The sequence below is a fragment of the Flavobacterium algicola genome, assembly GCF_022399565.1.
Taxonomy (GTDB): domain Bacteria; phylum Bacteroidota; class Bacteroidia; order Flavobacteriales; family Flavobacteriaceae; genus Flavobacterium; species Flavobacterium algicola.
The window spans coordinates 854,894-869,078 of the sequence record NZ_JAJTUT010000003.1; the positions used below are offsets into that span (position 1 = coordinate 854,894).

The following is a 14,185-nucleotide window of genomic DNA, read 5'->3' on the forward strand; positions in this document are numbered from 1 at the left end:
ATTTCTATTGTTTAAGCTGACATAAATACCCTATTCGAAATAAATTAAAAGCAAATAAGCTGGGTTCTTTTCCTTTTAAGTTTGCCATCAATCTTTTTTCAAATAAAGAATACAAAGATGTAATTAAGAATGACACTTTTACCTTTTGTAGCAAAAAAACGAGATACATTATTCGAACGTATTTTTTATCGATCTTATTTTCATCAAATAAAACTCTCAAATTTTCAAGTGAGTTTTTTGTTTTATTGATGTAAACTAGATTGGTGTCAATGTCATTATGCTCTACAGGATTTTCTATATGATGAATATTACTCTTATGTAAAAGGAGTTGATACGAAAATTGTGTGTCATCGTGTCCGTATTTTGTAAAACTACTATCAAATTTGACTTGATTAAAACAGTTTTTAGAAATTAAGATATTATTAAAAAGTAATGATTGAAATGGTTTTTTTAATCTATCAATGGATAATTTGTCCTCAATAAATTTGCCATACTTCCATCTTAATTTTTGATTACCAGAAGGACAAGTGTCAGAGTGCTTTCTACCACCATATACAGCATCATATTTACCGATGTTTTGTACGTAGTCTTTTATAAACGAATTGCTAATTATACTACAATCACCATCCATTATTATTAAGTTATCGTACTTTGATTTTTGTACTAAGAGATTTTTGTTCTCTCTATAACCTACATTCTTAGTTAGAATAGTAAAGTTGCAATTTGAAAGTGAATTTATTTTTTCGTTTTCAATATTTAACTTTGAGTTTGAAGCATCATCTTGAGTTAAAATTTCAAATTCAATATCTAGCGAGTTGCATTGTTTGTGTAATTCTTGAACTACGGGATAAAGGTTGTAGTTGTATATCGTTATTAAAATTGAAAGCATTTAGTTTAATATTTTTTTTATACTATAAAATAAATTAAACCGTCCTTTGCACCACTTCAAAGATTTTAGAATCTTCACACTTTAATGTTTTGGCTGGATATTTCATTAATAAGGCGTAATCATGTGTAGCCATTATTATCGTCTTACCATTGTCATTAATTTTACGCAACACTTCAAGTACTTCAGTTGAAGTTTGAGGATCAAGATTACCTGTAGGCTCATCGGCTAGAATCAAGTCTGGATCATTTAATAAAGCTCTAGCAATTGCCACACGTTGTTGCTCACCACCAGAAATTTGGTGTGGCATTTTATCTGCATAAGTTCTCATACCAACTTTGTCAAGTACTTCATCGATCTTACGATCCATTTCGTCTTTAACAGTCCATCCTGTGGCTTTTAAAACAAATAACATGTTCTCACGAATACTTCTGTCTGGAAGTAATTTAAAATCTTGAAATACGATTCCAATTTTTCTTCTCAAAAACGGAATATCATTGTCCTTAAGTCCTACAAGATTAAATTCTACTATATTTCCTTCTCCATCTCTCAAAGGTAAATCCGCATAAAGTGTTTTCATTAAACTACTTTTTCCTGATCCTGTTTTTCCGATGATGTAGATGAATTCACCACGATTAACCTCCAAATTGATGTTTGATAAAATGATTTTATCTTCTTGTGAGATGGTCACGTTTTTTAATGAAAGAATTGGTAGAGACATATTATGTATAATTTATTGGGTAAAAGTAAGAAGTTAACGCTTGGATTCAAAATATATTTTATCAATATGTAAGAAGCACTTTTAAAATAGTTTTATTCGATCACTTTTAAATTAAGAACAATAGAAAAAGGCATTGTTTTTGCTATAAGTGAACGCGGTATTTTCGGATAAATCGTCATAAAACGGACATTGTTTTACTAATGTTTATAATAAATGTGATTTTCAGTTCGTTATAAACCGTATAATGTAATACTTTTGAATAGATAAAAAAAACAAACACAATGCGTAAATTTTCTAGGCTCTACATTCTGTTGGCTTTTGCAAATGCAATGACTCTCTCTGCACAAAAATCAGCTGTATATACTCATGATTTAAAAGACTTCGACAAAGCTGTATTACTGTACAGAGATGGCCAATTTGCTTCTGCACAAACACTTTTTACAAAAGTATACTTGGCAAATAAAAATCAAGAAGTACTTGCAGACTGCGCGTACTATACTGCCAGTTGTGCCATTCGATTAAATCGTGGAGATGCTGAGGAATTAATTAATCGTTTTTTAACTGATTATCCTACTAGCGCTAAGAGTAATCAGGCTAATATTGAAATCGCTCATTACTATTTCGAGCAAAAAAATTATTCAGAAGCTTTAAAAGCTTTTGCTGCTGTTAATGAATCGCAGTTAAGCTATGAAGGACGCGATAAATATAACTTTCAAAAAGGTTATAGTTTATTTGCATCTAATGACAAAAAAGGAGCAGCGACTTATTTTAACAAAGTGGAGAAATCTCCAGTATATAGTTCTCAAGCTAAATATTACTTAGGTTTTATGGCTTATGAAGGTAATGATTATGCTCAAGCTAATAAATACTTTGATGCTGTTTCCGGAGACGAAAAATACAAAGAGAAACTTTCATATTACCAGGCTGACATGAATTTCAAGCAAGGTAATTTTGATCAAGCGATTGTATTAGGAGAAAAGGCAATGGCAAAATCCACTCCTGCAGAAAAATCTGAACTGAATAAAATTATTGGTGAGAGTTATTTTAATCAAAAAAAATATGATAAAGCCATTCCATATTTAACCCTTTATAAAGGTTCAAGAGGTAAATGGAATAATACTGATTATTACCAGTTGGGATATGCATATTACAAGCAAAATGATTTTGAGAAAGCAATCACGCAGTTTAATAAAATTATTGGAGGTAAGGACAGTGTTTCTCAAAATGCTTATTATCATTTGGGGGAAAGTTATTTAAACCTCAATAAAAAACAAGAAGCCTTAAATGCTTTCAAAAACGCATCAGAAATGTCATTTGATATGGCAATTCAAGAAGACGCAAGTCTTAACTATGCAAAATTGAGTTATGATATTGGAAATTCATACACGAGTACTCCTGAGGTTTTACTAGGATTTATAACAAAGTATCCAAATAACAGTAATAGAGCAGTTATTGAGAAATTATTAATTGATTCCTATATTTCATCTAAGAATTATACTGAAGCGCTCGTTTTATTAGAGAAAAATAAAAGACCAGAAAATAAAGGTGCTTATCAAAAAGTAACTTTTTATAAGGGGTTAGAACTGTATACCAACAGAGGTTATTTGGGTGCTGCAGGAATGTTTAAAAAATCGTTGGAAAATCAAGTTGATGCTGAATTTACTGCCAGAGCAACATTCTGGAAAGGGGAAACGGAGAATATTCTTGATGATTATAAAAATGCATTGCTAAGTTTCAAACAATTTGCAGCAATGAGTGCTGCATCAAAAACACCAGAATATAAAAACATTAATTATAATATAGCTTATGGATACTTCAAAGTAAAGGACTACGATCAAGCAGCTATTTATTTTAAGAATCAAATTGATAATTCAAAAAGCGATAAAGACCGTTTAAACGATTCTTACTTGCGTTTGGGTGACTGTAATTTTGTTAACTCGAAGTATTATCCAGCAATGGAATCGTATAACAAAGTAATTGAGTACAATGATTTTGATGCAGATTATGCTTATTATCAAAAATCATTGTGTTATGGTTTTGTAGGGAAGAGTGATAAAAAAATTGAAGAACTTAATAACTTCATCAAACAATATCCAAAATCAAACTACAGAGATGATGCATTGTATGAATTGGGTAATACCTATGTGGCCACAAACAAACAAGATTTGGCTATTAAAACGTATGATCGTTTAATAGAAGAATATAAAAACAGCTCTTTTATTCCACGAGCTATCTTGAAACAAGGTTTGGTTTATTATAACTCAGACAGAAATGAGTTGGCTTTAACCAAATTAAAGAAAGTGGCTGCTGCTTTTCCAAAAACACCAGAAGCACTTGAAGCAGTTTCAACAGCAAGATTGATTTATGTAGATAATGGTCACGTTGATGAATATGCTACCTGGGTACGTACTTTAGACTTCGTAGCTGTTACAGATGCAGATTTAGATAATGATAGCTTTGAATCGGCAAACAAACAGTATAGTCAAAAAAATAATGCACAAGCTATTTCAGGTTTTAATGCTTATATAGCTAGTTTCCCTAGAGGACTGCATAGCTTGCAAGCTAATTTTTATTTAGCACAAACTTATTTTGCAGAAGGACAAGAAAGCAAATCGGTTGCAAATTACGAATATGTTGTAAGTCAATCTCGTAATGAATTTACAGAACAATCATTGACACGTTTGGGTCAAATTTATTTAAAGAATACTGACAAAACAAAAGCGATAAGTACTTTATTGCGTTTAGAAAATGAAGCAGAGCTTAGTCAAAATAAAATTTTTGCTCAGTCAAATTTGATGAAATGTTATTATGATAAAAAGGATTACGCTAACTCTGTGACTTATGCAGAGAAAGTATTGAATGCTTCTAAAATTGATGATAATGTGAAAAGTGATGCTCAAATAATTATTGCGCGTTCAGCTATACAGACAGGTGATGAAACGAAAGCTAGAGCAGGATATGCAAAATTATTAACTATTGCAAAAGGAGAATTAGCAGCAGAGGCTTTGTATTATGATGCTTATTTCAAAAACAAAGATGGTAAATTTGAAGCGTCTAATAGTACCGTGCAAAAAATTGCTAAAAGTTACTCTAGCTACCGCTATTTTGGAGCAAAAGGATTGGTTGTTATGGCTAAAAACTTTTATGGTTTAAAAGATAGTTTTCAAGCGACTTATATTTTAGATAATGTGATTCAGAATTTTACAGATTTTCCAGAAGTAGTTGCAGAAGCTAAAACGGAATTAGCTGCAATCAAATCTCAAGAGTCTAAAACAAATTCATCGATTCAAAATTAAGTTTAAGAGTAAATAAAAAAGGTAAGTTAAAGCAAAAGCAATCAAATAAGCATTTCGATTTTGATCGAATATCAAAAGAAAAAAAATATGAAATTTAATTTCCAAAATAATATAGCCTTAGCGATAGTAGCATTTACTGTTCAAGTATCAGTTGCTCAAAAGAGAGATGGAAACATAGGTTCAGAGGAAGTGACTGTAACAAAATCGTACAGTCCAACAATATCTGATGCTAACAAAATTAAAGAAATTCCATCCTTAGAAGATGACGGAAATGCAAAGAAAGAAACAATTAAATATTCCATTTTCTCGTTTCCTGTAGCCTCAACATTTGCACCCTTGAAAGGTAAAGCAGAAGGAGTAGATAAAACGGAACAGGCGCATTTGTATGATAATTATGCAACCTTAGGTATTGGGAATTTCGGAACTATTAATGCCGAACTTTTTGTAAACAAGGAATTAAATAATAATGACTATGTAGGAGGGATGTTTCGCCACCTATCTTCACAGGGAGGAATCAAAAACACACCTTTCGATACAGATTATTACGATACAGCTATTGACTTAACGTACGGTGCTAATTATGATAATATGTCTATGAACTTAGACTTAGGATACAAAAATCAAAGTTATAATTGGTATGGTTTACCTCAAGATTTTGGTAGTTCATTATCCGATGCTGACAGAAATAATGTGATTAATACAATTGACCCACAACATGGATATAATACTTTTTCTTTAGGAAGTAGATTTTCATTTAAAGAAGGTTTTTTAAATCAAGCTAGTTTGAAATATAGCCATTTCTCTGATAATTATGGTTCAAGTGAAAATAGGTTTATCGCGCAACCAACTATCGAATTTGAGGTAAAAGAAGAACTTGTAAAAACAAAATTAATTGTTGACTACGTAGGAGGTACTTTCGAAAACGATTATAACAAAACAAATACAGAAGCCATACAATATGGCTACACAAATATTGGAGTTCAACCTAGTTTTATAATGCTTAAAGACGACTGGACTTTAGATTTAGGTGCTGGACTTTTTTACAGTATTGATGGAGAAAACAGCAGAGGAACCTTGTTCGTCTATCCACAAGTTACGGCTTCGCTCAATGTAGTTGGTGATTTGATGATTTTCTATGCTGGAGCAGAAGGGAGCTTAGAGCAAAATTCATACGAGCAGTTTGTAGATGGGAATCCTTTTTTATCACCAACAATTGGAGATCGAAATGCAGCTAATTTTATCAAGCCAACTGATAAACAATTTGATATTTATGCTGGATTAAAAGGTAAATTAGCAAACAATGTAAGCTACAATATTAAAGCATCTTATCTTAATGAGAAAAACAAGGCGTTGTATAAAAGTAGCGACTACAATGAATTGATTACAAATGAATCATACGCTTACGGAAACGCTTTTCAAGTAGTATATGACAATGTAAAAACATTGAGTTTTACTGGAAATGTGAAAGCTAATTTTACTGAAAATATTGCTTTTGGTTTAACAGGTACATTTAATAGTTTCAAAAATAGTTTTGAGCAAGAAGCATGGAATTTACCAACAGTAAAAGTGGAGTCTAATCTAGATGTAAATATTACTCCAAAATGGTTTGTTGGTGCTCAAGTGTTTTATGTGGGTGAGCGTATGGATAATTTACAAAACGTGACATCATCAGCTACAGAATTGGGTAGTTATTTTGATGTGAATGCGCACTTAGGTTACAAACACAGCGACCGTTTAACAGGATTTTTAAAATCGAATAATATAACAAATAATGGTTATCAAAAATGGTTGAATTATCCTGTACAAGGTTTTCAAATCGTATTAGGAGCTAATTATAAATTTGATTTTTAGACGCGATTCTGGATTATAACACTTAGTAATAATAAGCACGATACACAGTAAGATTTATATCTTTTGTGTATCGTGTTTCTTTTTTTAATAAAATTGTCGGTTAAGATGATTCAAATAAAACACACAACCTTTGTATCTTTACCGTCAAGCTATATCATACAAAATGACTTTCAAACAAAAAATACATACACACTATACATTACTAGTACAAGATAGAATTGATGTTTTTAGAGATATGATCTCAGGACTGACAGAAGATTCAAAAAACGATGCCAAAGGATCAGCAGGAGATAAACATGAAACGGCTTTGTCAATGATGCATATCGAACAAGAGAAATTAAACAGGAAACTTGCTGAGGTTTTAGATCAAAAAGGAGTTTTAGAGAAAATTAATCCTGAGATTAGCGCCGAAACTATTTCCTTGGGAAGCCTAGTCAAAGCAAATGGAATTTACCTTTACCTATCACTGGCATTGCCAAAGATAAATATGGAAGGAATTAATATTATTGCTTTGTCACCCCAAGCCCCCTTAGGGAATAAGTTGATGGGGAATAAGGTAGGATTTACATTTGAAATTAATGGGACAACTTATTTGGTTGAAACTGTTGAATAACTATTTTGTTTTTTGTGAACTTCTATTCTTTTTGTGAAAAAGTATAGAAAAAATATTAAAACTGTTACATATTGATAGCATTAACCGCTTTTAAATAACCGAAAACATCAAAAAAATAGGATTCCCTAATAAAACTTTTGTAAATTCGCCACCTTAAAAGTTAGTCTTTAAAAACGAAACATTATTATGAGCAAAACAATGACAGTCGACATTTTGTCGAGTATTAAAGGAGCACAGCCTTCAGAGTCCGTGAACAAATTATTTGATGTAATCAAAAATGCACATCCTACAAATAATACTTTAAATAATGTCAATCGTAATGCGGTATTTGTTAGTGATTTAAGGGAAGACGTTGTGGTAGAGAGTTCGGCTATCGAAAAACAACTTATTTTGGAAAATTTTCCGAACAAGAAAAATGGTTTTTTAGTAGTTGCTAAAGTTATAGAAGGATAAAATGGATTCTCAGATAAAAAAAATACACCAGCAATTGGTGTCGAAAGAAATAACTTGTACTGCTTTGGTACAAGAAAAATTGAACTTGATTAAAGAAAATAAATACAACTCGGTAAACTCTTTATTGGACACATTGGCGCTAGATTTAGCCGCAAAAGTAGACGTTAAAATTGCTAACGGAGAAACTATTGGTTTATTAGAGGGAATTCCGTTTGGAATTAAAGATGTGTATATGGTGCAAGGAACATACACAACGGCAAGCTCCGAATTACTTAAAAATTATAAATCTCCATATACAGCAACTGCTATTCAGAAATTATTGGATGCAGGTGCTATTCCATTGGTAAAAGAAAACTGCGACAGTTTTGGTCATGGTTCTTCTAGCGAAAATACCATTTTTGGAGCGGTTAAAAATGCAATTAATCCAGAATTAGTGGCAGGAGGATCTAGTGGAGGTTCTGCTGTGAATGTAGCAAAAGAGTACACTGTTTTTTCTATTGGTGGAGATACAGGAGGTTCGATTCGTCAGCCTGCTGGATACAATGCTATTTATGGTTTTAAACCGACTTACGGAAGAGTATCGCGATTTGGATTAATGGCGTATGCATCTTCTACAGACTGCGTAGGACCATTGGCTAAATCAATTGAAGATATTCGAATTGTACTGAATGTTATTAGCGGTAAAGATCCAAAAGATCAAACTTCAATTAACTCAAACGAAATTTCTGAAGATGCGATTACGGCATCAGAAGTAAAAACGATTGGTTATTTTAAGAATTTTGTCGAAAATGATGCTATTGACGTACAAGTGAAAGCGGACTTTCTAGCAGCTATCGAAAAAATTAAAGCTAAAGGTATTACAGTAAAAGAACTGGATTTCTTTAAATCGGATATCTTAGTTTCTACCTATTATACGCTAGCAATGGCTGAAACGGCCTCTAATTTATCTCGCCTAGACGGAACCAATTATGGTAATCGTATCGAAGCAGAGAATCTAATCGAAACTTATGCAGTGACACGTTCTGAAAACTTTTCGGAAGAAACTAAACGTAGAATTGTAGGAGGGAACCAAGTATTATCGCAAGGTTTCTCGGATGAAATATATTTAAAAGGGCTAGCTTTAAGAGATCAAATTTCTGAAAACTTCAGTAAAGATTTTGAAGAAGTAGATGTTATATTGTCACCAGTGACACCAAGCACACCTCCTAAAATTGGAGACAGTTTGAAAGATCCATTGGCAATGTACTTGTCTGATGCTTATACAGTAGGTTTTAGCTTGGGACAATTACCAACGATGACTGTGCCACAAGGTACGCCTACAGGACTGCAGATTACAGCAGCAAAAAATAATGATGAATTAGTGTTGAAGTTTGCAAACTTCTTAAAAGATACGATATAATGGAATTGGAGCAATTAACTGAGGCATTAAAAGCCCACGATTTAGAATTGGTAATTGGACTTGAAACACACGTTCGATTGAATACCAAAACCAAGTTGTTTTGTTCTTGTCCAAATCAAGAAATAGAAACACCAAATGAAAATATATGTTCTGTATGTACAGGACAAATGGGCGTTTTACCTGCCCTAAATAGAGAAGCAATTACAAAAGCGATTTATTTTGGAAAAGCGGTAGAATCAACTTTTAGTAATGAAGTGATATCTTGGGATAGAAAGCATTATGAATATCCCGATAATCCGAAGAACATTCAAATAACGCAGTTTCACAATCCAATCATTCCTGATGGTCATGTGTCTTGTTATCGTAATGACGGTTCTCAATTTACAGTGACACTTACTCAGGTTCATATTGAGGAGGATGCTGCCAAATTGATGCACGAAAAGAAAACTTCGCTAGTTGATTTTAATAAAGCGGGTGTGCCGTTAATCGAAATTGTTACTGATCCATGTGTTCGCAATATCGAAGATGCATCTACTTATGCACAATACATTCAACGTATTGTTCAAAATTTGAGAATCTCTGAAGCCAATCTAGAAAAAGGAGAATTCAAATCGGATGTTTCAGTATCCTTACGTAAAATCAATTCGGATGTTTTGAACCCACGAACGGAGATTAAAAACTTGAACTCGTTTAAGTTTATGGTCGAAGCTTTGAAAGAAGAGGTAGAGAAGCAATTCAACTATTTTATCGAAAATAAAGCATTCAGGCCTGATCAAACGACCGTCTTATGGGATGCAGATTTGAAGCAAACCAAAGTAATGCGTAAGAAAGAATTTGAAGCAGATTACCGTTTCATTTCGGAGCCAGATTTGCCTTTCGTGAATATCAAAGCAGAGATTGATGCTATTTCTGTAGACACGAGTGCTTTGCCTTATGCAGTAGAATCTATTTTGATAAATGGTGGTGTTTTGCCACAAGACGCAAAATTTTTCACGGCTGATGCTTTGCGTTCTAGGACTTTTGTGACTTTAAATAATAAAATTAACGATCCGTCATTTGTAGCCAAAACTTTGGCAAATAATATCAAGGCGGAAGATTATATCAAAATCAGAAATATTGCTCATTTGACAACTATATTTGTGTTGTTTAAATCAGAAAAAATTACCGCAGTATTAGTTCAAAATGCGATCGCAGGTTATTTAAAAGATCAAAATTTTGATTACAATAAATATTTTGCAGACAACATTATATCTGAGGATAAAATTCAAGAAGTTATTGCTAAGGTAATTTGTGAAAATGAAGTTGTTGCCAATGATATAAAAGCGGGTAACGAAGGTAAAGCTGGAATCTTAGTTGGTAAAGTATTAGGAGTAGTAGGTAAAGGTGCTGATGGGAAAGTAATTCGTAAAATTATTTTAGATCAATTGGGTACTGCTGCCGTAGCAGAAAAGAAAGAGGCTGCAGAAAAAGTAGCCGATTCAATTACAGTGGCAAACAAAGAAGGACAGGATGAAACACTTCCCGAGGTTCCAATTATTATAAAAGACAGTTATAGAACACACAAGATTTCACAGTTATCTGAAGAAAGCATTAAAGAAGAAGTAATGTTGTCAGGTTGGGTAGCTAGTGTTCGTGACCATGGAGATTTGATGTTTATTGATTTACGTGATTCAAGCTATGAAATTTTTCAGGTTCGTATTAGTAGAGAGTCATTTGCAAATATTGATGAACTAGTAAAATTAAAACCAGAGTCGGTTATTTCGGTAACGGGAATTGTAGTGGGTCGTAATGAGGATGATTACAATGCTGGCTTACGAACTGGTAAAATAGAATTGGAAACTTCTGCTTTAGAGATATTAAATTTGTCTAAAACATTGCCGTTTGAAATCAAAAGAGCAGCTAAGACAAACGAAGCCATTCGTTTTCAATATAAATTCTTAGATCATAGAAATGAAGAGGTGAGAAGAGCAATTGTTAACCGTCATAAAGTAATCAAGTTATTGCGTGACATGTTGGATAACGAAGAGTTCTTAGAGATAGAAACACCAATTTTGAGCGCCGGTACCGATGAGGGAGCACGTGAATTTATTGTTCCTACTCGAAAGGGTTCAGGCTTGTTTTATACGCTTCCACAAGCGCCACAACAGTTCAAGCAAATGTTGATGGTGAGTGGTTATGAGAAATATTTCCAAATTGCACGTTGTTTTAGAGATGAGGATTCTCGTGGAGACCGTCAACCCGAATTTACGCAATTGGATATCGAAATGGCATACGCGAGTATGCAGCAAATTATCGATTTGAATACTAAAATGTTTAATGAAATAGTAACCAAAATTTACGGCAAAAAATGGATCTTACATCCGTTTGCTGTCATTACCTATAAAGACGCGATGGATTTTTATGGTTGTGACCGACCTGATTTGCGTTACGGGTTAAAAATGCAAGACATCACCGATATTGTAAAAGACACTACTTTCCAAGTATTCTCTAAACCAATTGACGAAGGTGGAATTGTAAAATGTATCAAAGTTTCGGCTGCAGAGCAAGGAAACAAACGTATGTCTAAAGGACAAATTGAAACCTTGACAGCTGTTGCACAACAACACGGTTTAGGTGGATTAGCGTATATTATTGTTAATGAAGAAGATTTGCAATCTCCAATTATTAAATTTTTAGGGGAAGAAATCGCAGCTGGAATTATAAAAGCTACGGATGCTCAAGTAGGAGATATTGTATTCTTTTCGGCAGCAGATTATGCTACGGCTAATAAAGCTTTGGATGCTGTTCGTCAAGAAATGGGTAGAATGTTGAATTTGATTAATCCGAAAGAATTACGCCCGGCTTGGGTAATTGATTTTCCTATGTTTGAAAAAACAGACGAAGGTAGATGGACGTTTACACACAACCCGTTCTCAATGCCTGCTATTTATGATTTGAAGAAACACATGGATGGTAACGAAAATGAAATAGGATCAATCATTGCGCAGCAATATGACATCATCTTAAACGGTTATGAAATAGGTGGAGGATCTGTTCGTGCGCACAAATCGGAAATTCTTGAAGCGACTTATAAAAACATGGGTTACAACGAAGAAGAGATGATGAAGAGTGTAGGAACGATGTACAAAGCCTTCCAATACGGTGCACCGCCACACGGTGGAATCGCATGGGGAATTGATCGTTTGATGATGATCTTGGAGAAAAAAGCTTCTATTCGTGAAGTTATGGCTTTCCCGAAGACAGGTTCAAGTGAAGATTTATTATTTGGAGCACCATCACTATTATCAGACAGAAAAGTAGAAGAGATGAATGTTAGGATTTTGAGGAAATAAAGGTTTTATGAGTCAAAAGTCAAAGGTCAAATTTCAATTTCAATTTAAATAAAAAATTAAATAAAAAATAATATTTGATTCTGTATAAAAAAAACCGAGAAATTGCTCGGTTTTTTTATATATGGAATTAAATCAGCTTATCTATGCTGGTATAGATTACAAATCTGTTATATGTATTGTTAACCTCAGTTTAGATTTATGCTAAGTCGACGCAGATCTTATTAATGCTGGAAGGGAATTTATATTTATTAAAAAAAAAATGACTTAACTTATATTTTATTTTAGACTTTTTTATATTTTAGAGAATTGTTGCTTTTTTAAACCAAAAATACAATGAAACATATAAAGATAAATATTGATAAAATTGATTTGGAACTTGCACAACTTTTGTGGAAATATCCAAATCGATTACTTGCTACAGATGAAAGGTTGAAATTATATGAAAAATTTGGTAAGCTTTTACAATTTAATTTTTCAGAAAACTCAATAATCTACAATGATCAGCTTTTAGCTATGCCTCATTTGGTTTATTTAGTTGGTCAAGCAAGAAAGTTTAACCAAAGGACAGGGTTTTATACAAGTCAATATTGTCCGATAGTTGAAGAGGATAGACCTATTAATAATGTAAACACAAAAGTAATTGTAATAAATAATGAAGTTAAAATTGTTGATAAAAAGGAATACCCAAATTTCTTATTCTATTTAGAATTTGCGGATTATGATAAATACAAAGGGAATGCAATCTATTTTGTGGAAATATATAAAGAAATAATTCTTAAATCTTCAATTTTTTTAGACCCATATTATAAATCTAAATAATATATAAATGCTTAAGAAATTTTTCTCTTAATTTGTATCACTACATATACAAGGAGATTTATGGCAATATGAACAATGGTGATTTTCATCACTATCATATAAATCACCTGAGTGCTGGAAATTCATCATATCATAAGATCTGTCCTGAGCTATCTACGGCTCCATTCCCTGCTCTGCAATGTCTCCGACTTTGAGGTAGTGATTCTCGTTTTTTAACTGTCGTATGTTCTAATTTTTGTCAGTCGCTGAATGACAAACACAATGTCAAAATCGGAGACTTTATGAAGCAAATTATGTGATTTAAATGACTGAATATGATAAAATTAATGCTGACACAATTTAAAATTTAGAATTATCAAAATTGCACCTATTAAAACAGAAAATGATTACTAAAAGGCTTTGGAGAGACTAGAAGTGATTTTTGATGCTATACCTAATTCTATTGAAGGAGATGAAGCTGAAATTTTATCAATGCTAATCGAAAATTATGAGAACCAATTTTTTCCAATTGAAGCTCCAGATCCAATCGAGGCAATAAAAATAAGAATGGAAGAAATGAATATTAAGCAGAAGGATTTGGTTGGTATTATTGGTGGTAAAAGAAGTGTTTCAGAAATTTTAAGCAAGAAAAAAAGATTAACTGTAGATATGATTAGAGAATTGGAAAGAGTTTTAAATATTTCTGCATCTGTGCTAATTAATAAGTATCAATTGAGTAAGTAATAAATTTAGTTCAGAAGTCAATTTCAATGGTAATTGTTAATTGAAATTAAAATTATAAAATCCAAAACAGCATTTTAAATGTTTGTTTTGGA

The 14,185-nt window shown here is 32.5% G+C and carries 10 protein-coding genes; 8 read left to right on the forward strand and 2 right to left on the reverse strand.

Going from position 1 to position 14,185, the window contains the following annotated elements:
• Positions 1-4: 4 nt before the first annotated feature.
• Positions 5-889, reverse strand: a complete 885-nt coding sequence (locus LXH21_RS14345) for a glycosyltransferase (protein WP_239867311.1) — start codon at positions 887-889, stop codon at positions 5-7.
• 34 nt (positions 890-923) lie between these two features.
• A complete protein-coding gene (locus tag LXH21_RS14350) occupies positions 924-1,607 on the reverse strand; it encodes a cell division ATP-binding protein FtsE (RefSeq protein ID WP_239867314.1) in 684 nt (227 codons plus the stop codon).
• Positions 1,608-1,888: 281 nt separating this feature from the next.
• Here LXH21_RS14350 and LXH21_RS14355 point away from each other — a divergent pair, with 281 nt between their 5' ends.
• The 8 genes from LXH21_RS14355 to LXH21_RS14390 all read left to right on the forward strand — a co-directional run bounded on the left by LXH21_RS14355 (position 1,889) and on the right by LXH21_RS14390 (position 14,093).
• Positions 1,889-4,903 (forward strand): tetratricopeptide repeat protein, encoded by a 3,015-nt coding sequence (locus tag LXH21_RS14355; RefSeq protein ID WP_239867318.1) that lies wholly within the window; start codon positions 1,889-1,891, stop codon positions 4,901-4,903.
• An 87-nt stretch (positions 4,904-4,990) separates the two neighbouring features.
• Positions 4,991-6,754, forward strand: a complete 1,764-nt coding sequence (locus LXH21_RS14360) for a TonB-dependent receptor (protein WP_239867321.1) — start codon at positions 4,991-4,993, stop codon at positions 6,752-6,754.
• A 163-nt stretch (positions 6,755-6,917) separates the two neighbouring features.
• The gene (locus tag LXH21_RS14365) at positions 6,918-7,367 is read left to right on the forward strand and encodes a hypothetical protein (RefSeq protein WP_239867324.1); all 450 of its coding nucleotides are present in this window, start codon (positions 6,918-6,920) and stop codon (positions 7,365-7,367) included.
• 186 nt (positions 7,368-7,553) lie between these two features.
• On the forward strand, positions 7,554-7,820 hold the full coding sequence (locus LXH21_RS14370) for an Asp-tRNA(Asn)/Glu-tRNA(Gln) amidotransferase subunit GatC (protein WP_239867327.1): 267 nt from the start codon (positions 7,554-7,556) through the stop codon (positions 7,818-7,820).
• A gap of 1 nt (position 7,821) precedes the next feature.
• Positions 7,822-9,219 (forward strand): amidase family protein, encoded by a 1,398-nt coding sequence (locus tag LXH21_RS14375; protein WP_239867330.1) that lies wholly within the window; start codon positions 7,822-7,824, stop codon positions 9,217-9,219.
• Positions 9,219-12,551 (forward strand): bifunctional amidotransferase subunit GatB/aspartate--tRNA ligase AspS, encoded by a 3,333-nt coding sequence (gatB/aspS, locus tag LXH21_RS14380; protein WP_239867333.1) that lies wholly within the window; start codon positions 9,219-9,221, stop codon positions 12,549-12,551. Before LXH21_RS14375 ends, gatB/aspS begins: the two co-directional genes overlap by 1 nt.
• A gap of 333 nt (positions 12,552-12,884) precedes the next feature.
• A complete protein-coding gene (locus LXH21_RS14385) occupies positions 12,885-13,370 on the forward strand; it encodes a hypothetical protein (protein ID WP_239867335.1) in 486 nt (161 codons plus the stop codon).
• A 399-nt stretch (positions 13,371-13,769) separates the two neighbouring features.
• A complete protein-coding gene (locus LXH21_RS14390; protein WP_239867338.1) occupies positions 13,770-14,093 on the forward strand; it encodes a helix-turn-helix domain-containing protein in 324 nt (107 codons plus the stop codon).
• The last annotated feature ends 92 nt before the right edge of the window (positions 14,094-14,185 follow it).